Below are 23,465 nucleotides of genomic sequence, written 5' to 3' on the forward strand. Positions count from 1 at the left end.
GAAGTTACTTAATATACTTTTATATGTGGATCGTAACAAGTAATGGTCAGTTTAAGCTAACACATAACTAATTACTTAACTGTTCATCTTTCCAACGCTCAATTTCGGCTAAGCCGGTATCTGTTTCGGCCTTTGACTTTTCGGTCCTCAATACTTCTTGTTTCTTTAATTCAAGATCGATTGCGGTTTCCTGTAGACGTTCCCTGACTTGTACAGATTTCTCTGCATCTTTTATCAGTTCATTCATTTTTACCGATTCTATGGCAAAAACTTCTTCGTCATATGGACCTTTTGTTGTAAGCAATTTAACGATTACAGGCAAACATTCAAATGCAACAAACAGTAAACTAATAAATAAAACTGCTGTCGCGGTTGAACCATCATCTTTTCCATTTCTCAATACCGAAATCTGTGCCAAAGCCCTGTTTCTATCAGCAAAACCCGCTAAAGTGGCCAAACTATCCAACGCTTTATCATCTAAAATAACCTGTCGGTTTAAGCCGTCAGCCTCCTTCCGCGCTGCAATTAAGCTATCTAGTTTTATCCCCTCAGCTCTCAAAGATGCTAAACGATTTTCTTTTTGAATAATTACATTTTCTTTCATCTTCGCATACGGACCATAACCCATTCTTCCTGAAGTCTGGTTAGTCCTGTCGCCAAAGATTTCCTGGTTTAGTACATATCGTAAATTTTTTATTTCCTTGTCTAAACTATCTACCTCTTTTTGAATTACGGAACGTTTGTTTAATTCGATACTGTATTTCTTATTAAAACTAAGATTGATGGTATCAATTCTTGATTTGTGATCCGACAGATAGTTTTCTTTAAGCTTAGACTTGATCTCTTTATCAAATATTTTAAGCTCCAATGGGCGAGCAATAACAATGGCCACCAAAATAGCCAGAATCAATCGAGGTAGGGCCTGTAGCAACTGCTTCCACGCAGAACCATGCTTACTGATACTTGATACGATGTACCTGTCGAGATTAAATATTGCAAGCCCCCACAACATTCCGAAAACAACCGCATATACTACAGCCATGTTGCTCCCTGAAAAAACAAACCAGAGCGCATAACCTCCGGATAGTGCTGCAAAAACTGCCGTAAAAAACACGGTCGCACCAATACTTAAATATTTGTTATATTCTGTCGAATGTTTCTGTAAAACATCTTTATTTACTCCGGAACAGAACCAGAAAAAGTTTTGTAATTTTTCCATTGTTATGCATGGTTGTATGCAATACAAAGGTTGCTGTTTTTGAGGAAATTATTTGAAATATTTTTGTTGCAGAAGGTAAAAAAATAAAAGCGACCACTAAAGATTTAGTGATCGCTTAAAAGCATCTCAAGAAACAATTTTTAAAGCTCCAACTTTAATTTACAGCGTTCAATGTCTTTCCTTATTCCTTCGAAACGCTCATCATTCAACGCTAATTTCGCTGCATTTTTAAAATGATCCATTGCTTTATAAAAATCCTGGCGCAACTCGTACATTATTGCAAATCGAACTTGTACCGTACATTTATCAATCGCTGCCACTTCTTTTGCTGTATCTAACAAAAGTTCAAGTTCTATCCAACGCTCCATATCTGTAAGCAAAATAGATAAGTTTATATAGGGATGAGGATATGACGGTGCATACTTAATCGCGGCTCTGTAATGTTTTTCAGCTTTTTCATAATCATCTAGCTGAGATTTATACAACCATCCCAAACAATTATGTGCATGGTGCGAGGTTGGATCATCCATTAACATTTGCTCATATAACTGTTTAGCTTCTAAATAGGCACTATTTCTTATTGAGGCATCTGCTTCAAGACAAAGGTCTTCTAATCGGGTATTCATTATGATGTATTAAGATTTGGCGCAAAAAACCACAAAAACACTATTTCCTTAAAGGCTTTTTACATTTTCGATAAAACGTAAAAAAAGCAATTATGTTACATTTAGCAAGTAATATAATTGTTTATAGAACCAAAAAAAGGACCAGCTGTTTCGACAACTGGTCCTACTAATACGTTTTTATAAGCAGATCAATGATTTAAAAAACCGGTCCAGGCAAATATTATATAGAGGGTAGCCCCTACAAAAAACATTACCGTAATTGCAAAAGCAAATCCATCATGCCCATAATTATACCACTCTCTCACAATCAATCCAGGAAGCAAAATAAGATAAGCCAATAGTATTGTCCACCGGTAATCATGGAATACTCCGGAGAACAAACAAACAAGAGCTAAAGCTGCGCATACAAAGAAAATTGCCCAAGAGGCCCTGTTAAATTGTCGATCATTGTGGGTGTCAAAGAATAATGTTTTCATCTGATTAAAGGGGTTTTAATTAACAGATTGAAAATTTGCTCCACATAAATATAAACAATTAATTTTTAAATATTTACAAATATATCAGGCGAGTTAACGAGATTGTCATTCTTTCTAAAACAAAACAAGATCATTGAAATTAAATGCGATTTAAATGTCATAAATTAATAAAAATGCATTTTTTATTTTTTTTACTTGCAATTTTTAAATATAAATGTGAATATTTGCAAAAAATTAAGATTAATTCAAACTCCTGTTTATTAAATAAATAAATGAAAAAACAACTTTTATCATACGTAACCGATATGATAAACGCTTCGAAAGAAGTGGTTTTTTCTACGCTTATGTGCGTAGTTTTTGTTCACCCAACCCCGGTTGCTTACTTCCCGCGACGCTGATGCGTCCATTTTAATACAGACCGCTTACGTAGTGGTCATGCCTCAAAATTCCAGAACATTTAACGTTAACTTAACTATTTAAAGCGATTTTTGTAAAACAAGAATTACTAGGTTTCGTTACATTTTTGTCATCCAATCATTTTTTTAGAAAAAGTGCAACTTTCTGATTTTGATATAATTGTTGCTTCCGAAAAACATATTTCTTATTCGGAGCAAATTGTGGAGGAGATGGCTGAGTCAGCCAAAGCCAGGGGAACGGGTATTGCCAAACGTTCACCAGAATATGTGGCAAATAAAATGCGGGAAGGAAAATCCGTTATTGCGCTTCATAAGGACGGCACATGGGCAGGATTCTGCTATATTGAAACCTGGAGCCATGAAAAGTTTGTAGCTAATTCCGGACTTATTGTTAATCCCGAATTTCGTAAAGTGGGTTTAGCAAAAGCCATCAAACAAGAGATCTTCAGCCTTTCACGCAGCAAATATCCTGATGCAAAGATTTTTGGTTTAACAACAGGGCTTGCCGTGATGAAAATTAACTCTGACCTAGGTTATGAGCCTGTTACCTATTCAGAACTTACTACAGACGAAGAATTCTGGAAAGGATGTCAAAGTTGTGTGAACCATGAGATTTTAATGGCAAAGGGTCGCAAAAACTGTTTGTGTACTGCGATGCTTTATGATCCTGTTAATCATCACAAACCAGAAGAAACGGCCGAAGATTTTAAACAGCATTCAAAACTGTATGAGCGTTTCATGCGTCTTAAACAGTCTAAATTTTTAAAATTATTTCTTAAAAAAGAAAATGGTGGAGGTAGCTCAACTAATAGCGGACGCTCCTTGTTTCGATTTTTTTAATCAGAATATATCGGCTTTAAAACCGACAAGAAAGTAATAAAGTGAATAATTTAACCAACATACAACGTATTAAAGGACACGGAAAGAGTCTTCCGGATCATTAGTGCCTGTAATTTTATACCCTTAAAAGCAAAAATGAAAAAAGTAGTTTTGGCATTCAGCGGCGGCTTAGATACCTCATATTGCGCCGTGTACCTATCAAAGGTAAAAAACATGGAAGTGCATGCCGTTACGGTTGATACCGGCGGTTTTAGTAAAGAAGAATTAGTTCAGATCGAACAAAGAGCCCTCGCCCTGGGCGCCAAAAGTTACCGATGCATCAACGAAATAGACAACTATTACGAGAGCTGCATCAAATATCTCATCTTCGGAAACATCCTTAAAAACAATACTTATCCATTATCTGTAAGTGCTGAGCGTATTGCACAAGCGATGGCTATTGCCACCTTTGCAAAAGAGATCGGTGCTGATGCCATTGCTCATGGTTCTACCGGAGCAGGAAACGATCAGGTCCGTTTTGACATGGTATTCCAGATCATGGTTCCTGAGGTGGAAATCATTACACCTATCCGCGACATGAAATTATCTCGTGAAGCAGAGATTGAATTCCTTGCTGAGCACGGCGTAGTTTATAGCGCAGAAAAAGCTAAATACTCCATTAATAAAGGTATCTGGGGAACTTCAGTTGGTGGTGCAGAAACATTAACCTCTCATGGATTTTTACCTGAATCTGCATGGCCTACACAGGTTACCAAAACAGAACCTGAAAACATCGTACTTCACTTTGAAAACGGTGAACTTAAAGGTATCAACGATGAAAAATTCGCTAAACCTTCAGCAGCAATATTAGCACTAACGGCTATTGCTGCTCCTTTCGGAATTGGTCGTGATATTCACATTGGCGACACTATTATAGGCATCAAAGGCCGTGTTGGTTTTGAAGCTGCAGCCCCTCTTATTATTATTAAGGCCCACCATACGTTAGAAAAACATGTGTTAACCAAATGGCAATTGTATTGGAAAGATCAACTTTCTATGTTCTACGGCAACTGGCTACACGAAGGTCAGTTACTTGATCCTACCATGCGCGATATCGAGGCCTTCTTACAAAGCACTCAAAAGTTTGTAAGCGGTAAAGTATTCGTTAGCCTTAAACCGTATCAATATATCGTTACTGGTATTGAATCTGATCATGATTTAATGAGTGCCAAATTCGGAAGCTACGGTGAGATGAATAACGCATGGACCGGAGAAGACGTAAAAGGCTTCACCAAAATATTCGGCAACCAGGTGAGCATTTATCATAAAGTAAATAATTTGTAGCATTTAGACGTGAGATATGAGATTTTAGCTGTGAGATAACAAATCGGTTATCTATATCTTAAATCTCAAATCCCACATCTCATATCTGATAACACATGTCTCAAAAAATTAAAGCGGGCATCATCGGCGGAGCTGGATATACAGGAGGCGAATTATTACGCATCCTGATCAACCACCCTAATGTTGAAATTGCCTTCGTACATAGTAACAGTAATGCAGGGAACTTAATTTCAGATGTTCATACCGATCTGTTGGGTGATACAGACCTTAAGTTTGCTTCTGAAACTTCTCAGAATATTGATGTTTTATTTTTATGTGTTGGTCATGGCGATGCAAAGAAATTCTTAGCTGCCAATCCGTTCGACGTAAAGATCAAGGTTATCGATTTAAGCCAGGATTTCCGATTGAAGTCGCATGCCTCTATTGACGGCCATGACTTTGTTTACGGACTACCTGAACTTCAACGTGAAGAGATTAAGAAGGCTGCCAACATTGCTAATCCTGGTTGTTTTGCTACCTGTATTCAATTAGCATTATTACCATTAGCGGCAAAAGGCCTGTTGACTGATGAGGTTCACATTTCGGCAACTACAGGTTCAACCGGAGCCGGACAATCATTAAGTTCAACCTCTCATTTTTCGTGGAGAAACAATAACCTTTCTGTTTATAAGGCTTTCGAGCACCAGCACTTAAAAGAGATTGGCCAAAGCTTAAAACAATTGCAAAATGGTTTTGAGAAGTCAATCAATTTTATTCCTTATCGTGGTGATTTTGCACGGGGCATTATGGCTTCGGCTTATCTTAACTTTAACGGAACTCAAGAAGAAGCTGTTCAGCTTTATAAAGATTATTATGACGGTCATCCCTTTACGCATGTTTCGGATAAAAACATCGATTTAAAACAGGTGGTGAATACCAATAAATGTTTAGTGCATGTAGAAAAACATGGGGATAAGCTGATGGTATTAAGCATTATTGACAACCTGCTAAAAGGAGCATCCGGGCAAGCTGTTCAAAATATGAACTTACTGTTTGGACTTGATGAAACAGCGGGCTTAAGACTGAAACCGGTAGGGTTTTAAGATTCAGATGTGAGATTTTAGATATGGGATTTGAGAAAAATCCTTTACCAAAGTCTTTGAGTTTATCAATTAGATTGGGGATCGGTGATAGCAAAAATCACATATCTCAGATCCCAAATCTCAAATCTATTAATATGACATTATTCGACGTATATCCATTATTTCCCTTTGAGTTAACAAAAGCAGAAGGCTGCTACGTTTGGGATGAGAATGGCAATAAATATTTAGATCTATATGGCGGACATGCGGTTATTTCAATCGGACATACGCATCCGCATTATGTAAAATCGATCACTGATCAGTTGAATAAAATTGGTTTTTATTCAAACTCCGTTCAAATTCCTATTCAAAAAGAATTGGCTCAAAAGTTAGGTGCGTTAACTGGCGGCTATGAAGATTATAGCTTGTTCTTATGTAACTCAGGTGCAGAAGCAAACGAGAATGCACTAAAACTGGCGTCATTCCATACTGGTCGCAAAAAGATTATAGCTTTCAGCAAATCGTTTCACGGCCGTACATCCGCTGTGGTGGCTGCTACCGATGATAAATCAATTATTGCTCCTGTTAACGAAACATCAAACATCATTTTTGTTCCGTTTAATGATGAGGCGGCATTGGAAGTAGTGATGAATGATCAGATTGCGGGTGTAATTGTTGAAGGGTTACAAGGTGTTGGTGGCGTTCAAGTTCCTACCGATTCTTTCTTGCAAAAGATCCGTTCGTTATGCGATAAATTTGGCGCTTTAATGATTATGGATGAAATCCAGTCGGGTTACGGTCGCTCAGGTAAATTCTTTTCGCACCAACATTCAAATGTTAAAGCCGATATTATCTCAATGGCTAAAGGTATGGGCAATGGCTTCCCTATTGGCGGGATCATCATTGCTCCACACATCGAACCAAAACATGGAATGCTTGGAACAACTTTCGGTGGTAATCATTTAGCTTGTGCTGCTGCAATCGCTGTTTGTGACATTATCAAGCAGGAAAACCTCATGCATAATGCTGCCGAAGTAGGCACTTATTTAATGGTCGAATTAAAAAAAATCAGTGCAATTAAAGATGTTCGTGGTTATGGTTTAATGATAGGTGTTGAATTGGATAACTACGCCGACGTTCGCAAAAAATTAATGATCGATCATAAAATATTAACCGGAGTGTCGGGTAAACAGAATACAATTAGACTGCTTCCTCCTTTAAATATTACTAAATCGGAAGCCGATCATTTCTTAAAAGCATTTGCAGAAGTAGTAAATTAGAGAAACCGCAAAGTTGCGAAGACACAAAGAAATTAATAAAACTTAGCGCCTTAGCAACTTTACGAAAAAATATAAATTAAAACTTGGCGCCTCTGCGCCTTTGCGGTAAAATAAACGATGAAGCATTTCACATCTGTACACGATATCCCCAACCTCAATCAATGGGTAAATGAGGCCTTAAAGATCAAAAGTGATCCATTGGGTTTTGTAGATATTGGCGGACAAAAAACATTGGGATTAGTATTTCTGAATCCAAGTTTACGTACTAGGATGAGTACGCAAAAAGCAGCCATGAACCTTGGAATGAATACCATGGTAATAAACATGGATAAAGAAGGATGGCGTTTGGAAATGAACGACAATGTGATCATGGATGGTTTCACTGTTGAACATATTAAAGAAGCGGCTGCCGTTTTGGGTCAATATTGTGATGTACTTGGGTTGCGCTGTTTCCCTAATCTTAAAGACAGAAATGAAGATTATAGTGAGGAGGTTCTTAACAAATTCATCAAGTATTGTGGTGTTCCGGTGGTATCATTGGAAAGTGCTACCCGTCATCCCTTACAAAGCTTTGCCGATTTGATTACCATTAAAGAAATGGCAACCAAGTCAAAACCAAAGGTTGTTCTAACCTGGGCTCCACATGTTAAACCTTTGCCTCAAGCTGTTTCGAACTCCTTCTCTGAATGGATGATCAAAGCTCAGGAATTGGATATGGTTGACTTTGTGATCACCCACCCTGAAGGTTACGAATTGGCTGAAGAATTTACCAAGGGAGCCAAAATCACCACTAACCAAAATGAAGCGTTGAAAGATGCTGACTTTGTTTACGTGAAAAACTGGTCGAGCTATAGCAAATACGGTGAGATATTAACTGACGGCAAAGGCTGGATGATAGATAACGAAAAGCTAAAACTCACTGATAATGCTAAAGTATTGCATTGCCTTCCTGTACGCAGAGGTTTGGAACTAGCGGATGAAATCCTCGACGGACCAAACTCTTTAGTAATTCACGAAGCTGGCAACCGCGTTTATGCTGCTCAAACAGCGTTGAAAAAGCTTATTGAAATCAACAGAATTTAGGGCCTTCAGTTTGTCATCCTGAAGAATGAAGCATCTGTAACCACAATGCAGTGATGGACAGATCTTTCATGCCTCAGGATGACACAAATAATAATTATTAATGGATACTTTATACGTTATAAAAGTAGGCGGAAACATTATTGATAATGAAGAAAAACTTGCTTCGTTTCTGAATGATTTTGCTCAGCTAAAAGGATTGAAGGTACTGATTCATGGAGGAGGAAAAATAGCAACGGAAATCAGCAAAGGATTAGGTATTGAAGCTAAAATGGTGGATGGCCGGAGAATTACAGATACTGAAACCTTGAAGATCGTAACAATGGTATATGCGGGTTTGATCAATAAAAACCTTGTGGCCAAATTGCAAGCGAAAGGTTGTAATGCAATAGGACTAACCGGAGCAGATGCCAATATTATTCCGGCTAATAAACGTCCGGTAAAGGAAATTGATTATGGTTTTGTTGGTGATGTAGACAATGCCAAAATGAATGGTACTACATTAAGCCTGTTGTTAAAAACCGGCTTAGTTCCAATTCTGGCTCCTTTGACACATGATCAGCAAGGAAATATGTTGAATACCAACGCTGATACCATTGCATCATCGATTGCAGTCGCCTTGTCAGCTAATTTTGACGTAAACCTTATTTATTGTTTTGAGAAGGAAGGTGTTTTGGACGGGGAGGAAAAAGTAATTCCTTCCATTACTCACTCTTACTTTAACGAATTAAAAAATAACGGTGTTGTTGTAGCCGGAATGATTCCTAAACTTGACAATGCTTTTGCCGCGATCGGCAAAGGTGTTTCTTCTGTTTACATCATGCACGCTGATGCATTACCAGCACTAATCAATGATAAGAAAGCTGTAGGAACAAAGATTTCATAAGGCATAACAACATAAAACACACTCCTACTCCTTTCTAAAGAAGTGCTAAGGAGTTGAATCTCACAATACATTTTATCCCTACCAATGGATAATAAACCGGCATGAGGTCAATGATTTAATTTGAACTTTAACAACCTGAACATGCAGAACAATCTAAAGATCGCCATTTTGGGCGGAGGAAACATTGGCTTGGCGCTTGCCAAAGGACTTGTACAATCCGGAACTTACCAACCAGAACAGATCACCATTACCCGTCGTAATCAAGGCGCCTTGCAACCCTATGCGTTACAAGGATACAACGTTACCAATGATAATAATGCAGCCGTTAAATCAGCTGACATTGTTGTATTGGGAATTCTCCCCCAGCAGTTAAACGCATTACTTGCAGAAGTAAAGGGCCAGGTTAACGAAAGCCAATTAATCATTTCATTGGTTACCGGTGTATCTATTCAGGATATCAAAGATAATTTAGGTAAAAAACCGGCCGTTGTGCGTGCAATGCCGAATACCGCTATTTCTGTTGGCGAATCGATGACTTGTATTGCTTATGATGGGGTAAGTGCTGAACGTAAAGAGTTGGTGAACACTATGTTTAACACCGTTGGTATTACACAGGAAATCAAAGAAGAATTGATGACTTCCGCAACTGCTTTATGTGCTTGTGGCATTGCATTCTTCCTTCGTTCTATCCGGGCAGCCATGCAAGGAGGTGTTGAAATCGGGTTCCATTCGGAAGAAGCATTAAATATGGCTGTGCAAACCGCTAAAGGTGCTGCAGCTTTATTGGCTAAAGAAGGTGCCCACCCCGAACAAGAAATTGACAAAGTAACTTCTCCTCGTGGTTGCACCATTGCTGGATTAAATGAAATGGAGCATCAGGGGTTCAGCTCTGCATTAATAAAAGGAATAAGAACTTCTGCCATAAAAGCTGGTGGACTATATTCGAAGGATTCTTAGTTTTGCAATCCCTTAGGGGACCAATTAAACTAACTAAAGAAACCAATTTCGAATTAGATATTCAGTACAACTAACCACTGAATGCTATAGAACACAACAAAATGAATCATCAACTTAAACACGATGCAATAGAACTGCTTAAAAAGCTGATTTCTATCCAATCGTTCAGTAAGGAAGAGAATATTACGGGTGATGTAATTGAAGCTTTTTTAAAAGACAGAGGGGTTTATACATTTAGAAAGATCCATAATATTTGGGCTTTCAACAAGCATTATGATCCTAAAAAACCGACTGTATTATTGAATTCGCATCATGATACAGTAAAACCAAATAAAGGATATACCAAAGATCCATTCAGCCCGATTGTTGAAGATGGAAAATTATATGGATTGGGCAGTAATGATGCAGGTGGATGTCTCGTTTCATTAATGGCAACCTTCTTACACTATCATGATCAACCTGACCTTAACTATAATGTAGCTTTTGCAGCTTCTGCTGAAGAAGAAATATCAGGCTTTAACGGTATTGAACTTATTGTACCAAAACTAGGTCCAATTGAGTTTGCCATTGTGGGAGAGCCTACACAGATGCATTTAGCGATTGCTGAAAAAGGATTAATGGTATGCGACTGTATTGCTTACGGAAAATCAGGGCATGCGGCTCGAGAGGAAGGCGATAATGCCATTTACAAAGCATTGAAGGATATTCAATGGTTAAGCACTTATCAGTTCCCAAAAGTTTCACCTTTTATGGGACCTATTAAGATGAGTGTCACCATTATTCATGCAGGCTCACAACATAATGTAGTGCCCGACAGATGTGAATTCACAGTTGATGTGCGTGTAACCGAACAATATACACATGAAGAATTATTGGAAACAATAAGAGCCAATGTAGGTAGTGAGGTAACTCCTCGCTCAATGCGTATGCGATCTTCATCCATTCCGGAAACCCATCCTATTGTTCAGGCAGGTCTTTCTTTAGGAAGAACTACGTATGGTTCACCTACTACATCAGATCAGGCGCTGATTCCAGTTCCATCTTTAAAAATGGGACCCGGAGATTCGGCCAGATCGCATACCGCTGATGAATTTATTTATCTGACTGAGATTGAAGAAGGAATTGACCTCTATATCGATGTGTTAGGGAAAGTGATTTTTTAAGGATTTCGGGTTGCGTGTTACGAGTTACGAGTTTACTCTAAGTCCGTGTCATGCTGAGGCACGAAGCATCTGTGAGATTAATGCTGAGACCCTTCGTTCCTTGAATAACAATCCTATAGATAATTTCTTAAATTAGACTATTAACTCGAAACCCGCAATTACCTTATGCTTAAAGAAAAATACTTACACGGCTTTTCAAAAACTGAACAAGAACGCTTGATGCGCCAAGCTAGATTTCTTGAAAATTATGTATATGCAGATATCGACCTTTCTTCTGTTGACAATATTCTAGAGGTGGGCAGCGGGGTTGGTGCGCAAACTGAAATACTACTCCGCCGGTTTCCGAATGCTCAGTTAAGCTGTATTGACTTTTCTGAAAGCCAGATTGCTACGGCAAAGCAGTTTTTGAGTGACAATCCGGTGGCAACAGGTAGATACGAAATCAACCAGATGGATGCAACAGATATGGACTTCCTTTCAAACGATAAGTTTGACGGTGCTTTTTTATGCTGGGTATTGGAACATATTCCAAATCCGGTTAAAGTTCTTTCTGAGATAAGAAGGGTATTAAAACCAGGTAGTGTAGTTTATTTAACAGAGGTATTAAACTCAAGTTTCTTCCTCGACCCATACTCTCCGAATACATGGCAATATTGGATGCGCTTTAACGACTTGCAATATGACATGGGAGGCGATCCGTTTATAGGGGCTAAACTGGGAAATATGCTACAAAGTGTTGGCTACACGAACATTCAGACTACTGTAAAAACTATTCACCTGGACAATCGTCAGCCGGGCAAACGCGCCGAGATGATCACTTTCTGGGCGGATCTGTTAATGAGTGGCATGCCAAACTTAATTGAAGCAGGTTACGTAGATCAGGAAACTGCCGATAAAGTGAAAGAAGAAATGAAAGCGGTTTCTAAGAATCCAAATGCGGTTTTCTTTTACTCATTTGTGCAGGCGAAAGCGTATACGAGTTAATCTCATCCCCTGCCCTTCTCCTAAAGGAGAAGGGAGCGCTCGGAATGTATAAAGGTTTTTTTAACGCATTAATTAACCCCTTGACAACAGGATACCAAATAATATCGGTCTAAACTAACAAATCAAAAAATCGGTGTAATCACACTAGCCGGATAGTTAATCCGAATCAGTGTAATCTAAAAAATAATGAAACTCTGGGCTAAAAATACTGACGTACAAAAAGAAGTAGAACAATTTACTGTTGGTAATGATCGCGAGCTGGATATGTATCTTGCTCCGTTTGACGTGTTAGGATCTATTGCGCATATTACCATGTTAGAAAGCATTGGTTTATTGAGCAAAGACGATCTTTCTACCTTAAAAAAAGAACTTGTAAAAATTTACGGAGAAATTGAGAAAGGTGAATTTAAGATTGAGGATGGCATTGAAGATGTCCATTCTCAAGTTGAATACCTTTTAACTCAACGTATTGGTGAGGCAGGTAAAAAGATACATAGCGGACGTTCTCGTAATGATCAGGTTTTGGTGGATATCAAGCAATATCTTCGTCATGAATTAAAGCAGATTGTTTTTCTTGCAAAACAACTTTTTAATACGTTCCAGAAATTAAGCGAAGAACATAAAAAGAAGTTATTGCCAGGGTATACACATTTGCAAATTGCGATGCCTTCTTCATTTGGTTTATGGTTTGGAGCCTATGCCGAGTCGTTAGTTGACGATATGGAACTACTTTTGGCAGCTTATAAAATTGCCAACAAAAATCCGTTAGGTTCAGCAGCCGGATATGGATCATCATTTCCCCTAAACCGTACCATGACTACCAAATTATTAGGTTTCGGAGCATTAAATTACAATGTGGTTTATGCGCAGATGACCAGAGGCAAGTCGGAAAAGGTTACTTCTATGGCACTTGCGTCGGTGGCAGCAACATTATCAAAATTTGCTTATGATGTATGCTTGTACATTAGTCAGAACTTCGGGTTCATTAGTTTTCCGGATCATTTGACTACTGGCTCCAGCATTATGCCTCACAAAAAAAATCCGGATGTTTTTGAACTTATAAGGGCGAAATGTAATAAACTCCAGGGATTGCCAAATGACCTGACTTTATTGACCAATAATTTGCCATCGGGTTATTTCCGCGATATGCAAATTACCAAAGCACTGATTATTCCTGCATTTGAAGAATTAAACGATTGCTTGCAGATCTGCAATTATATGCTGCAACACATCACTTGTAAAGAAGGAATTACACGTGATGAAAAGTATAAATACATTTTTAGTGTTGAGGTGGTTAACAACCAGGTTTTAGAGGGTGTTCCATTCCGTGAGGCTTATAAAAACGTAGGATTAGCGATTGAGGACGGTAACTTTGAAGCTCCTGAAACCATTAACCACACTCACGAAGGCAGTATCGGAAACCTTTGTACGGAAGAAGTTAAAGCGGAAATGGAGAAAATTATAGCTTCTTTTGATTTTGAAAGGATAGAAAAGGCTGTAAAAGACTTGTTAAAATAATAATCACGCAAAGCCGCTAAGAAATAAATCTTTGCGGCTTTGAGTGATAGCTTAATTCGATTGTTTCACTTTACTCCCTAACCAATCCTCCCTTAGTTTTTTCATTTCTGCCGTAACCGGCTTATTTGCGTTCTCATAGGTTACTACTTCCAATCTTGGATTTTCTTTCAGCTCAACCGAAACTGTTTTCGTAATCCCTCTATGATCAAAATCGATTGTTATTTTATCACCGGGTTTGTGTCTTGCCAGCAGTTGCTGAAGATCGGCTGGAGTTTTCATTAGTTGTTCATCAATAGCGATAATGATGTCATTAATATCCAATCCAGATTCATACAATGGAGAACCAATTTGTGTTGCCGAAGCGATTTGCAATCCTACGTTTTCTATTGGTTGGAACATAACATTGCCTAACCATGCTCTTCCCGGACCTGCTTTTCTCAATAACAATCCAGCATTCCCAAGTAATTGCTCATAATTATTCTTTTCTGAAGCATAAATAAACCGGTTGAAGAAATCATCTGCAAAGACTTTATTGCCAGTAAACTGAGCTAACAGATTTTGGATATCAGCATTAACATAGGGGATTTCTGTTTTGCCATGCTTTTGCCATACCAATTGCATGAATTTATCCAGATTTAGATTTTTAAACTCAGTCCTTAAACGAAGATCCAGTGCCAACGCGGTCGCTTCGCCATAAGGATAATAGGAAACAAACATGTTTGAATAATTGGTTTCGTCGATAGCTACACCGGCATCAACGAAAACAGCCTGGTTGCTCATTGTTACTGGAGAGTATTGCTTAGCACCTGGCATTACTAAAACGCTGTTAATACAGCTATTTAGCTTCTGCGCATATTTATCCAATGAATAAAATCCGGAACGTTTAAGCAATAATATTCCGTAGTAATTGGTAAAGCCTTCTGCAAACCACAACTCATTACTCATATTAGCATGCGTAAAATCAAAGGGCTCCAGCGTTTTAGGCCTTATGCGTTCAACGTTCCATTGATGAAAGTACTCATGCGAAACGGTACTCAATAGATCTTCTTCCTTTCCTCTAAATAGTTCCTGTTCTGTGATCATTGTCGAGTTACGATGTTCCATTCCATCACCGTTAACAAACAGATTTACATTTTGAATAAAAGTATAGTTGCCAAAATCATAATCAGGAAACTCTCCAAACACCATTTGTTGTTCAGCTACCACCTTCTTAAGCATTCCGGCATAACGATCAACTTCCTGATCATTGGCAACAGCATGTAAGGCCAGCTTAATCGTTTGTTCCTTTCCATCCGGGTTTTTCACCTCCCAACTGCGCTGAAAATGGTTACTCAACTCAGTCGGACTATCCATAAAATATTGAAAATTTGGAGCGTAATAGGTGTTTTTCTCCGCTAATGGTTTTAACTGTGTTGCTACCTTCCATTTTAACTTTTCAGGTATTTCAAACTTAACTTCTATCGGATTCGCATCCTTCCCAACCACCCACATAAAAGAAGCCGGAATATTCAAGTGAGCTTGGGTCTCATCAATATCAGCATATGTTCCATCGGCATGAGTACCATATAGCGTATAGGAAATCTTAATCGTTCCCTTATGCTCTGCAACTTCATAAAGATCGCCCTGAATTCTCACCAGTTTTAGCTTTTGACCATTTGCATCAAAGGCCTGAACGTTATAAACGTTTTTTCCAAATTCATGCGTAGCATACCTTCCCGGAGAAGATCTGCTCATTCTGAATTGCACTGGACCATCTTTTAATTCACTTGCTGTTAATGAAATTTCTGCTTCATGATGTGTATAGTTTGGAAATGATACTTCATACCTGATCGGCTTTTGTGCAAATGCAACCGAACCAGACAATATTGCAAAGCTAAATGCAGTTAATAACTTATTATTCATTGATTATATGGAATGTTTATGATGCAGCGTTTTGTTTAATCACAGCTGATTAATAACTTGTATCTTTGTGTTCCTAAACTAAAAAATAAAACGAGATATTATGAAAGAAATAACCGTACAGGACCTTAAAAAGAAAATAGACAACAACGAAGATTTTCAATTGATCGATGTTAGAGAAGAATTTGAATACCAGGATGCCAATTTAGGTGGAGTACTTATTCCTCTTGGAAATATTTTGTTAGAGTCCGACAAGATCGCTAAAGATAAAGATGTTGTGGTACATTGCCGTAGCGGAAAACGTAGTGCAGCTGCTATAATGCAGTTGGAACAACAATTCGGTTTTACTAATTTATCAAACCTGCAAGGCGGTATTTTGGCTTGGGCCGCCGAGATTGACCCGAGCATGAAAGTAAGCTAATTGATATGGGGAAGAAAATTCTTTTGAACACTTTCATTACCATAATGCTATTTGTCTCTTTTTTAACGATGATATTTGCATTTGAAGCTAAAAACTGGTTAAATGTGGGTGGTGCCGCCATTGTGTTTATTGGGCTTATGATCATTAAAATCATGTATATGCGCAATGTTCATCGTGAATTTAAAAGAAAGTAATTTCGAATATATTTTTAATTAAGGGCAAATCTTTAAGGATTTGCCTTTTCTGTTTGTACCTCTCCCTAACCCTCTTCGCAAAGAAAGGGAATAGCAAGAAACAGGTTTAATAAAGGCTGAAAGTTCTTTATTTTCGTATTATGTCCACTTACACTATTTCTATTCCGACACCGCCACTTTTCAGCTTTAATGAATGTCTTTGGTTTCTTGACCGGAACTATGATGAGTGTTTGCATACAATCAATGGAAATGAAGTAAGAAAAGCTTTATTAATAAATGGACACCCCTTATTGATCAGTGCGAAGGAAACTGAAGGACATCTAGCAATAGACATTCTAAAAGGCCCAAATAATGATGTAACCGTTTCATTGTTGAAGGAATACGTTGCAGATTGGTTTGATTTGAACAATCAACTCGACCCCTTTTACGATATGCTTCAAGAACATTCAGTTTTAGCATATATGACCAAGGATTACAAAGGGTTACGATTGATGGGCATTGAAGATATGTTTGAGGCGATTTGCTGGTGTATTATCGGACAACAAATTAACCTCACTTTTGCTTATAAACTAAAAAGACGCCTGGTAGAACGCTATGGCACAACTATTTATTTTGAAGATCAGCGCTATCATCTGTTCCCTCATTATAATGTTCTTGCAACAGCCTTATTTGATGAGTTGAAAGAAATGCAATATTCAACTCAAAAGGCCAATTATATTATCAGCACAGCAAAGGCATTTGCCAATGGTGAAATAAGCAAAGAAAGGATTAAGAGTTTACCTGGTCTTGAGGAAAAGCAAAAAGCCCTTACCAATTTAAAAGGTATCGGCATCTGGACAGCCAACTATGTGCTGATGAAAACATTGAAGGAGTATACATGCATACCTCACGGAGATATCGGGCTGTTAAATGCTCTGGCCAATCATCAAATTATCACTGACCGCAAAGACATTGCAGCAATCAATCGTTTCTTTGAAGATTTCAAAGGATGGGAAAGTTATCTAACCTTTTATTTGTGGAGAAGCTTAGCCCCACAAACAATTACACAATAATCCTGAAGGTAATATTAATCCGACTTCCTATTGTTCGTGTTGTTTTGGGAATCTGATGTTCCCAATGATGTTGGGTTGCGCCGCTCATAAGCAACAAGCTACCATTGGATAATTCAACAGAGCGTGTTATGCTTTTGTCTTTATAATTTCTAAATTGAAATGTTCTGGTGGCTCCGAAACTAACAGAAGCGATCACCGGGTTTATTCCCAGCTCTTTTTCATTATCACGATGCCAACCTACACTATCCTTTCCATCACGGTATTGATTAAGTAAAGCACTGTTAAAAATTGCTCCAGAGATGGACTCTACTCTTTGCTTTATCAAAAACAGATCGTCGGTCCATTTATTAGGATGCATGGTAATTCCTGAATAGCTGTAGGTCTTGTTATCATCACCATACCATGCGGTTAAACGAGGCTGCATAACCTCGCGTCCGTAAATGGTAATTGGCTCTTGTTTCCAGTTTATTTCTTTAAGCAGATTATCAAAATAAGTGTTGCTCTCCTTAACAGTAAACAGCTGAGGGAATAATAACACTTCTCCATTAAATGGCAGAATTGGATGGTTTTCTGTATTGAATAATGATTGTTGCATTCACCTACAATTGCTGATCTGTTTTCCATTTCTTAAACTTATGGTTAAGGCAATGACCACAGGGACGATAACCATGCTGAATAGCCTCCTGTCCAGAACTAAAAAACACCCTGTTTTCTGTTTTCATTCGCTTACCCGATGCACAAGTTAAAGTTCCATATATCTTCAGTTTTTTATTCCCACCCAACATTACAACCTGATTATCTATTAACTGTTTTAGCTTTCTGTTAGCAGCAAATGTTTCCGTCCCCAGCGATAAATGAGTGATCATATCAACTTAATGCATCATGAAAGATAATTCCCAATGTATGCCGTTTGCCATCATAAACCTCGCTAACTCCATGTTTCATGTTAACCCGATAATATCCATGAGTTCCTTTTACCGGTCTGAAGTTAGTTGTAAATAATAACATATCTCCCCTTCCCGGTTGTAAAACAATTGCTTTCGATTGAGCTCTTGGAACTTGCTGAGTTAAGACAAACTCACCGCCTGAATAATCTATTCCCGGCTCATTCAAAAACAACACCAACTGAAGAGGAAAAAACAAATCTCCGTACAAATCCTGATGCAAAGTATTATGTCCTCCTTCACCGTATTTAAGTATTAAAACGGTAGGCTTTATTTGACCATTCTCATGACAAAGCTGTCGAAATTCAGCAAAAGTATTGGGATATCGCTGTTCAATTGATAATACTTGCATCCACTTATTAGCAATAACTGCCAGCTTAGGATAAACAGTTTCACGAATAGTTTGAATTAAAGCAGGCAACGGATACCTGAAATATTTATACTCTCCCAAACCAAAACGATAACGTTCCATAGTAATCGTTTTTCTGTACATAACCTCATTTGAATAATTACCGATTAACTCCTCACATTCATCTGCTGTAAGAACACGGGGTAACTGGGCAAATCCTTTTTCATTCATTTGCTCCATCACATTGTGCCAATCAATATGGCTTAACCGTTCTTTGATATTTTTCTCTGCAATCAGGTTCATAACAATTATTTGATAAACAAAGCTATCCCATTATCCTACGCCTTAAAACCCGATTCTTGCGCAATAAAACTTAGCTCCTTATTCCTTATCAATCAATAAAATACTTTCAAAATTTTCTTTATATTTAAGGGAAGCGCATTAAATCTCATCTAAAATTACACTCAACAATGAAAAAGAATCTCTTCAAAATACTGGCCTGTCTATCAGTTATCTTCATAGCTATTTCATGCAGTAGTTCTAAGAACGCAACTGTTTACAATACCAAGTGGGAACTCGATGAAGTAAATGGAGTTATCATTGATTATTTGGTTGACCCCAAACGGGACATCTATTTAACGTTTGATGAGGGTAAAAACAAATTTGGCGGTTCTACAGGATGCAACACTATTGGAGGAAATCTGTTGGTTGAGGGTAATAAATTGATTCTTTCAAGTATGATTGCCACTAAAATGGCTTGCAAAAATATGCGGGCCGAGCAGTTATACCTAAGTTTGCTAGAATCTGTAGATAATTACAAATTAAAAGGTTCACGCTTAATTTTATATCAGGGCGATAAAGAAATTGCTTCATACAGGCGAAGCAAAGAGGCTGCTCCACCAGTGGCGGCTAATTGATTACAGGAGTGCTAAACCTTTATAACAGTGGCATGCAAATGATAAAATGCAAAGACCGGAACAATTACCAAGAGATAACTAAACAAAATAGGCCGAGCTTGATGTTCGGCCTATTTTGTTAATAATTGTTCCCTTATTTTGAACAACAATTCACAATAAAAACCTTTACTAACCCAAATTATAAATACTGTTTGTTGTTAAATGCGATAAGCAGAAGTAGATTGCCTTACTGGAGAGATTTAATAGCTGAAGTGCCGTAATACATTTTCACAGCATAAACACACATGAGCGTTACCGTAACACCAATAAAAGAACCAGTACTTACGTCGCTCAAGAAATGTTGAGAGAGATACACGCGAGAATATCCTGCAAGGGCTGCAAGCAATACAAATAGCATACTCCATCTCTTGTTGTTAACAAAACAAGAAAGGATTAATGCCATACTAAATGCTGTTACTGTATGTCCTGACGGAAATGAATTGGACTGATGCACATTTACCCACGACAATAAATGTAGATGGACTTTATCATGAAAGTGCATATACGGACGATATTCATGTACCACTAACTTGATCAATTGCGCAACAATTGTAGTAGCTGCTAAACTCAGAAGCGATGTATAAAACCACTGCTTGTTCGTAAATAAGAATACAAGGATAAGGATAACAAAACTGACACCATCGCCAAGGTAAGTTAAACAAAAGAATAGCTTATCTAATAATGGTTTATTATGCTGATTTACCCATAAAAAGGTGCCTTCTTTACCATATAAAGCAAGAAAGATTAAGGCTATAACTACCAAAAATGTATAGAATCCAAAGAATACTTTATTACTTTTTAATAGCTGCTCCATGACTATTGTTTTTTAAATAACACTGTAATAGGAGATTCAAAAATATCTTTTCCTGCAAACACCCTTTTTAATCCTAGTGCTTTCAACACCCCTTCATGCTCTTCTCTTGCTATTAGGGTTAGATCCGGATGTTCACTTATAAATTTTCTAAGAGATGTAGTATCCTCAAAACGTACAATATTTTTTCTTAAATAGAAATTATACCCTGGATTATACAATTTATATGCCGCAATAGCTTTTTGCTGGTCGATTAGATTTAAGGATCGGTTTATTGGATTTTCATTATATGCTGAAGGGTAAATCCATCCCATAAAAACAATGTTCATGAGTATAAAAGTTCCTGCGATTGAGTAGACCAGGTGATTCCATCTGCTATAGATAAAATAACCTGTAGAGATTATTGCCCCCACTGTTAAAATGCCAAACCAGAATGCCAAATGTGATAAATGAGCAATGGGTTCTTCTTGTTTTATTACAAGAAATAAAGCGACGGGCAATGCCACACATAAAAGCACATAAGCAATCATTGAACGGGTAAGTGAACGTCGCGTCGTATCAGTTAAAACAACCAGATAGTTTCCTATCAATACTGCATAAAAAGGATACGATGGCATGGTATAGTTAGGCAGTTTTGTTTTTGAAATAGTAAAAAATACAATAAATACAATTGCTACTACAGTACTGAACTGAATAAACGGATGTTTAATTTGTTCATAGGTCTTGAAAAAAGCCTGAATGCAAAAAACTGCAAATGGCAACAGCCCAAGTAACACAAAAACGACCGTCAACCCCCAAAATCCTCCATGCCCTTCCTTTATCGCTGAAAACCTGTCGAAGTTATGCTCAAGGAAAAAACCACGAGTCCAGGCTCCGTCCGTGGCATTGTGTACCGCCAGATACCAGGGTGCTGCAATTAGTAAAATAATCAACAACCCAATAAATGGTTGCATTTCCCCAAAAAGGGTTTTTATCGAAATCCGCCATTGACACAACAAATACAGTAGAACTATTAAGCCGGGTAATGCTATTGCTATTGGCCCTTTGGTTAAGGTTCCAAGTCCAAGCAAAGCATAGAAAATCCATAACCATCCTTTCTTGCCGGTTTCTAAAAAGGTGTAAACAGCAAACAGAGCGGTACTTATAAAAAATATGAGGTAAGGGTCAGGAACTGCGAAATGAAACTCAAGATTAATATTAATGGAGGCCAGCCAAACAAGCGTGGCAAACAGCGCTACCCTGCTACCCAAAAAGCGACGGGTAAACCAAAAGAGTGAAATCACTGTCAATACGCCAAATACAGCTGAAAAAAAACGGGCAGAGAATTCACTCACTCCAAACATTTTATAGGCTGCAATCATAAAATAATAATGCAAAACCGGTTTATCTGTCCTCAATTCGCCATTAAAAGTAGGAACGATGTAATCTCCACGTTCAAACATTTCACGGGCACATTGAGCATTCTTGGCTTCGTCAAGAATATAAATCGGAGGTTTTCCCAGGTTGAAGAAATAACAAGCAGCAGCAATCAATACTACTAACGGTAAGACATACCTGTTATTAATTCTATTTTTAAGTAAAGGTTCTGACATTCGGTTTATATTTGACCAAAATATTTCACAAACGTTTTTATGAGAGATATTCTTATTACCGGCGGAGCCGGATTTATCGGCAGCAATCTTATCAAAAAGTTGTTAACAGAAGGCAAAGTTAATATTACATGTGTAGACAATTTCGATGATTTTTATTCACGGAAAGTTAAAGAACATAATATAGCTTCATTTATTAATCACCCTAACTTCAAACTTTTTGAATTCGATCTGGCTGATTATAAAAACATTAACCATTTTTTAACCAAAAAGTTTGATACAATTATACATTTGGCCGGCAAGGCAGGTGTGCGACCCAGTATTGAACAACCTCAGGCTTATCAACGTGCAAATGTTGATGCCACTCAAAATTTATTAGAATTTGCAAAAAATCAAGGGATTAAGCAATTCATTTTTGCTTCCTCGAGTAGTGTGTACGGCATTAATCCTAATACCCCCTGGAAAGAAGATGAACCGCTAATGCCGATCAGTCCTTATGCGAGCACTAAGTTATCATGTGAGCAGTTAGGACATGTTTACAGTCATCTTTATGATATCCGATTTCTGGCCTTGCGTTTCTTCACCGTTTATGGCCCGGCACAACGCCCTGATTTAGCTATTCATAAGTTTTTTAAATCGATATTAAACGAAGCGGCAATTCCTGTTTTTGGAGATGGTAATACAAGTCGTGATTACACCTATATTGATGATATCCTACAAGGCATTATTGCTTGTATAGATTATGACAAAAGCAATTACGAGATCATTAATCTTGGGAATAGTGATACGGTAACGTTGTCGCATTTGATTGAAAGTATCGAAAAAACTTGCAACAAAAAGGCAATCATCAATAGAATGCCAATGCAGCCAGGAGATGTTCCCAAAACCTTTGCAGATGTAGGTAAGGCTCATCGGTTATTAGGATATCGGCCAACTACCAAACTAACCGAAGGACTGAAGAAATTCTATGAATGGTATACGAGCACTAACTAATTATTGCATCCATAGTATTCAGTTGGCTAAAGCCAACGGCAATGAAGTCTCTTCTTTTCGGAGATTCCATTTTTACTATAGATTAACTAAAATGCATTGACTTCATTGCCGTCAGTTTTAACTGACTGATTAATTATCAATACCATAGGATTTAGTCAAACCAGCTATTCAATTCTCCGTTGGCTGAAGCCAACGGCAATGAAGTCTCTTCTTTTTGGAGATCTCATTCTTACTATAGATTAATCAAAATGCATTGACTTCTTTGCCCTCAGTATTAACTGACTGATTAATTATGAATGTCGATATGCTTTAGTCAAACCAGCTATTCAATCTCTGTTGGCTGAAGCCAACGGCAATGAAGTCTCTTCTTTTCGGAGATTCCATTTTTACTATAGATTAACCAAAAATGCATTGACTTCATTGCCGTC

At 37.8% G+C, this 23,465-nt stretch carries 24 protein-coding genes; 15 read left to right on the forward strand and 9 right to left on the reverse strand.

The features are described 5' to 3' along the window. Window positions 1-67: 67 nt before the first annotated feature. The 3 genes from SOLCA_RS17380 to SOLCA_RS17390 all read right to left on the reverse strand — a co-directional run bounded on the left by SOLCA_RS17380 (window position 68) and on the right by SOLCA_RS17390 (window position 2,321). Window positions 68-1,219 (reverse strand): DUF4407 domain-containing protein, encoded by a 1,152-nt coding sequence (locus SOLCA_RS17380; protein WP_014681774.1) that lies wholly within the window; start codon window positions 1,217-1,219, stop codon window positions 68-70. A 140-nt stretch (window positions 1,220-1,359) separates the two neighbouring features. Beyond that, window positions 1,360-1,845: a tetratricopeptide repeat protein gene (locus SOLCA_RS17385; protein ID WP_014681775.1), complete on the reverse strand. Its 486-nt coding sequence runs from the start codon at window positions 1,843-1,845 to the stop codon at window positions 1,360-1,362. A 188-nt stretch (window positions 1,846-2,033) separates the two neighbouring features. Next, a complete protein-coding gene (locus SOLCA_RS17390; RefSeq protein ID WP_014681776.1) occupies window positions 2,034-2,321 on the reverse strand; it encodes a hypothetical protein in 288 nt (95 codons plus the stop codon). A 551-nt stretch (window positions 2,322-2,872) separates the two neighbouring features. On the opposite strand from SOLCA_RS17390, the gene SOLCA_RS17395 reads away from it, so the two are divergent. From SOLCA_RS17395 to argH, 10 genes are all read left to right on the forward strand, one after another. Further along, window positions 2,873-3,577, forward strand: coding sequence for an acetyltransferase (locus SOLCA_RS17395; RefSeq protein ID WP_014681777.1), 705 nt, complete (start codon window positions 2,873-2,875; stop codon window positions 3,575-3,577). 135 nt (window positions 3,578-3,712) lie between these two features. Continuing rightward, window positions 3,713-4,900, forward strand: a complete 1,188-nt coding sequence (locus SOLCA_RS17400; protein WP_014681778.1) for an argininosuccinate synthase — start codon at window positions 3,713-3,715, stop codon at window positions 4,898-4,900. Between the two features lie 95 nt (window positions 4,901-4,995). Further along, window positions 4,996-5,982, forward strand: coding sequence for an N-acetyl-gamma-glutamyl-phosphate reductase (gene argC, locus SOLCA_RS17405; RefSeq protein ID WP_014681779.1), 987 nt, complete (start codon window positions 4,996-4,998; stop codon window positions 5,980-5,982). A 134-nt stretch (window positions 5,983-6,116) separates the two neighbouring features. After that, window positions 6,117-7,241, forward strand: coding sequence for an aspartate aminotransferase family protein (locus SOLCA_RS17410; protein ID WP_042481602.1), 1,125 nt, complete (start codon window positions 6,117-6,119; stop codon window positions 7,239-7,241). A gap of 117 nt (window positions 7,242-7,358) precedes the next feature. After that, complete coding sequence (locus SOLCA_RS17415) at window positions 7,359-8,324, forward strand: Rossmann-fold NAD(P)-binding domain-containing protein (RefSeq protein WP_014681781.1); 966 nt, start codon at window positions 7,359-7,361, stop codon at window positions 8,322-8,324. Window positions 8,325-8,424: 100 nt separating this feature from the next. Continuing rightward, on the forward strand, window positions 8,425-9,207 hold the full coding sequence (argB, locus tag SOLCA_RS17420) for an acetylglutamate kinase (RefSeq protein WP_014681782.1): 783 nt from the start codon (window positions 8,425-8,427) through the stop codon (window positions 9,205-9,207). Window positions 9,208-9,348: 141 nt separating this feature from the next. Beyond that, a complete protein-coding gene (proC, locus tag SOLCA_RS17425) occupies window positions 9,349-10,164 on the forward strand; it encodes a pyrroline-5-carboxylate reductase (protein ID WP_014681783.1) in 816 nt (271 codons plus the stop codon). A 101-nt stretch (window positions 10,165-10,265) separates the two neighbouring features. Beyond that, window positions 10,266-11,327, forward strand: coding sequence for a M20 family metallo-hydrolase (locus tag SOLCA_RS17430; protein WP_014681784.1), 1,062 nt, complete (start codon window positions 10,266-10,268; stop codon window positions 11,325-11,327). Window positions 11,328-11,492: 165 nt separating this feature from the next. Continuing rightward, entirely contained in the window at window positions 11,493-12,311 is an 819-nt protein-coding gene (locus SOLCA_RS17435) for a class I SAM-dependent methyltransferase (protein WP_014681785.1), read from the forward strand. Between the two features lie 186 nt (window positions 12,312-12,497). After that, on the forward strand, window positions 12,498-13,829 hold the full coding sequence (argH, locus tag SOLCA_RS17440) for an argininosuccinate lyase (protein ID WP_014681786.1): 1,332 nt from the start codon (window positions 12,498-12,500) through the stop codon (window positions 13,827-13,829). Window positions 13,830-13,880: 51 nt separating this feature from the next. On the opposite strand, the gene SOLCA_RS17445 is transcribed toward argH, so the two are convergent. Then, window positions 13,881-15,731, reverse strand: coding sequence for a M61 family metallopeptidase (locus tag SOLCA_RS17445; RefSeq protein ID WP_014681787.1), 1,851 nt, complete (start codon window positions 15,729-15,731; stop codon window positions 13,881-13,883). Between the two features lie 100 nt (window positions 15,732-15,831). On the opposite strand from SOLCA_RS17445, the gene SOLCA_RS17450 reads away from it, so the two are divergent. The 3 genes from SOLCA_RS17450 (at window position 15,832) to SOLCA_RS17455 (ending at window position 17,395) form a co-directional block, all read left to right on the forward strand. Continuing rightward, on the forward strand, window positions 15,832-16,149 hold the full coding sequence (locus SOLCA_RS17450; protein WP_014681788.1) for a rhodanese-like domain-containing protein: 318 nt from the start codon (window positions 15,832-15,834) through the stop codon (window positions 16,147-16,149). A gap of 5 nt (window positions 16,150-16,154) precedes the next feature. After that, entirely contained in the window at window positions 16,155-16,343 is a 189-nt protein-coding gene (locus SOLCA_RS23670; protein ID WP_014681789.1) for a DUF6358 family protein, read from the forward strand. A 140-nt stretch (window positions 16,344-16,483) separates the two neighbouring features. Continuing rightward, the gene (locus tag SOLCA_RS17455) at window positions 16,484-17,395 is read left to right on the forward strand and encodes a DNA-3-methyladenine glycosylase family protein (RefSeq protein WP_014681790.1); all 912 of its coding nucleotides are present in this window, start codon (window positions 16,484-16,486) and stop codon (window positions 17,393-17,395) included. Here the strand turns inward: SOLCA_RS17455 and SOLCA_RS17460 are convergent. From SOLCA_RS17460 to SOLCA_RS17470, 3 genes are read right to left on the reverse strand one after another with little or no spacing between them, the layout of a single operon-like run. Next, window positions 17,385-17,990, reverse strand: coding sequence for an alpha-ketoglutarate-dependent dioxygenase AlkB family protein (locus tag SOLCA_RS17460; RefSeq protein ID WP_014681791.1), 606 nt, complete (start codon window positions 17,988-17,990; stop codon window positions 17,385-17,387). The genes SOLCA_RS17455 and SOLCA_RS17460 overlap by 11 nt on opposite strands. A gap of 4 nt (window positions 17,991-17,994) precedes the next feature. Beyond that, the gene (locus tag SOLCA_RS17465) at window positions 17,995-18,261 is read right to left on the reverse strand and encodes an Ada metal-binding domain-containing protein (RefSeq protein WP_014681792.1); all 267 of its coding nucleotides are present in this window, start codon (window positions 18,259-18,261) and stop codon (window positions 17,995-17,997) included. A 1-nt stretch (window position 18,262) separates the two neighbouring features. Continuing rightward, on the reverse strand, window positions 18,263-18,991 hold the full coding sequence (locus SOLCA_RS17470; protein WP_014681793.1) for a 2OG-Fe(II) oxygenase: 729 nt from the start codon (window positions 18,989-18,991) through the stop codon (window positions 18,263-18,265). A 167-nt stretch (window positions 18,992-19,158) separates the two neighbouring features. On the opposite strand from SOLCA_RS17470, the gene SOLCA_RS17475 reads away from it, so the two are divergent. After that, on the forward strand, window positions 19,159-19,605 hold the full coding sequence (locus SOLCA_RS17475) for an META domain-containing protein (RefSeq protein ID WP_014681794.1): 447 nt from the start codon (window positions 19,159-19,161) through the stop codon (window positions 19,603-19,605). A 226-nt stretch (window positions 19,606-19,831) separates the two neighbouring features. On the opposite strand, the gene SOLCA_RS17480 is transcribed toward SOLCA_RS17475, so the two are convergent. Further along, window positions 19,832-20,458, reverse strand: a complete 627-nt coding sequence (locus tag SOLCA_RS17480; protein WP_014681795.1) for a phosphatase PAP2 family protein — start codon at window positions 20,456-20,458, stop codon at window positions 19,832-19,834. Between the two features lie 2 nt (window positions 20,459-20,460). After that, window positions 20,461-22,047: an ArnT family glycosyltransferase gene (locus SOLCA_RS17485; RefSeq protein WP_014681796.1), complete on the reverse strand. Its 1,587-nt coding sequence runs from the start codon at window positions 22,045-22,047 to the stop codon at window positions 20,461-20,463. A gap of 39 nt (window positions 22,048-22,086) precedes the next feature. Between SOLCA_RS17485 and SOLCA_RS17490 the strand changes: the two genes are divergently transcribed. Next, window positions 22,087-23,037 carry a GDP-mannose 4,6-dehydratase gene (locus tag SOLCA_RS17490; RefSeq protein ID WP_014681797.1) on the forward strand — a complete coding sequence of 317 codons (951 nt, stop codon included), beginning with the start codon at window positions 22,087-22,089 and terminating at the stop codon, window positions 23,035-23,037. The last annotated feature ends 428 nt before the right edge of the window (window positions 23,038-23,465 follow it).

Origin of the sequence: Solitalea canadensis DSM 3403 (assembly GCF_000242635.2) — a bacterium.
GTDB lineage: Bacteria > Bacteroidota > Bacteroidia > Sphingobacteriales > Sphingobacteriaceae > Solitalea > Solitalea canadensis.

Coding starts and splice junctions, on each gene's coding strand:
- SOLCA_RS17380 (WP_014681774.1), bottom strand. CDS start 1,219: ATGGAAAAATTACAAAACTTTTTCTGGTTCTGTTCCGGAGTAAATAAA.
- SOLCA_RS17385 (WP_014681775.1), bottom strand. CDS start 1,845: ATGAATACCCGATTAGAAGACCTTTGTCTTGAAGCAGATGCCTCAATA.
- SOLCA_RS17390 (WP_014681776.1), bottom strand. CDS start 2,321: ATGAAAACATTATTCTTTGACACCCACAATGATCGACAATTTAACAGG.
- SOLCA_RS17400 (WP_014681778.1), top strand. CDS start 3,713: ATGAAAAAAGTAGTTTTGGCATTCAGCGGCGGCTTAGATACCTCATAT.
- argC (WP_014681779.1), top strand. CDS start 4,996: ATGTCTCAAAAAATTAAAGCGGGCATCATCGGCGGAGCTGGATATACA.
- SOLCA_RS17410 (WP_042481602.1), top strand. CDS start 6,117: ATGACATTATTCGACGTATATCCATTATTTCCCTTTGAGTTAACAAAA.
- SOLCA_RS17415 (WP_014681781.1), top strand. CDS start 7,359: ATGAAGCATTTCACATCTGTACACGATATCCCCAACCTCAATCAATGG.
- argB (WP_014681782.1), top strand. CDS start 8,425: ATGGATACTTTATACGTTATAAAAGTAGGCGGAAACATTATTGATAAT.
- proC (WP_014681783.1), top strand. CDS start 9,349: ATGCAGAACAATCTAAAGATCGCCATTTTGGGCGGAGGAAACATTGGC.
- SOLCA_RS17430 (WP_014681784.1), top strand. CDS start 10,266: ATGAATCATCAACTTAAACACGATGCAATAGAACTGCTTAAAAAGCTG.
- SOLCA_RS17435 (WP_014681785.1), top strand. CDS start 11,493: ATGCTTAAAGAAAAATACTTACACGGCTTTTCAAAAACTGAACAAGAA.
- argH (WP_014681786.1), top strand. CDS start 12,498: ATGAAACTCTGGGCTAAAAATACTGACGTACAAAAAGAAGTAGAACAA.
- SOLCA_RS17445 (WP_014681787.1), bottom strand. CDS start 15,731: ATGAATAATAAGTTATTAACTGCATTTAGCTTTGCAATATTGTCTGGT.
- SOLCA_RS17450 (WP_014681788.1), top strand. CDS start 15,832: ATGAAAGAAATAACCGTACAGGACCTTAAAAAGAAAATAGACAACAAC.
- SOLCA_RS23670 (WP_014681789.1), top strand. CDS start 16,155: ATGGGGAAGAAAATTCTTTTGAACACTTTCATTACCATAATGCTATTT.
- SOLCA_RS17455 (WP_014681790.1), top strand. CDS start 16,484: ATGTCCACTTACACTATTTCTATTCCGACACCGCCACTTTTCAGCTTT.
- SOLCA_RS17460 (WP_014681791.1), bottom strand. CDS start 17,990: ATGCAACAATCATTATTCAATACAGAAAACCATCCAATTCTGCCATTT.
- SOLCA_RS17465 (WP_014681792.1), bottom strand. CDS start 18,261: ATGATCACTCATTTATCGCTGGGGACGGAAACATTTGCTGCTAACAGA.
- SOLCA_RS17470 (WP_014681793.1), bottom strand. CDS start 18,991: ATGAACCTGATTGCAGAGAAAAATATCAAAGAACGGTTAAGCCATATT.
- SOLCA_RS17475 (WP_014681794.1), top strand. CDS start 19,159: ATGAAAAAGAATCTCTTCAAAATACTGGCCTGTCTATCAGTTATCTTC.
- SOLCA_RS17480 (WP_014681795.1), bottom strand. CDS start 20,458: ATGGAGCAGCTATTAAAAAGTAATAAAGTATTCTTTGGATTCTATACA.
- SOLCA_RS17485 (WP_014681796.1), bottom strand. CDS start 22,047: ATGTCAGAACCTTTACTTAAAAATAGAATTAATAACAGGTATGTCTTA.
- SOLCA_RS17490 (WP_014681797.1), top strand. CDS start 22,087: ATGAGAGATATTCTTATTACCGGCGGAGCCGGATTTATCGGCAGCAAT.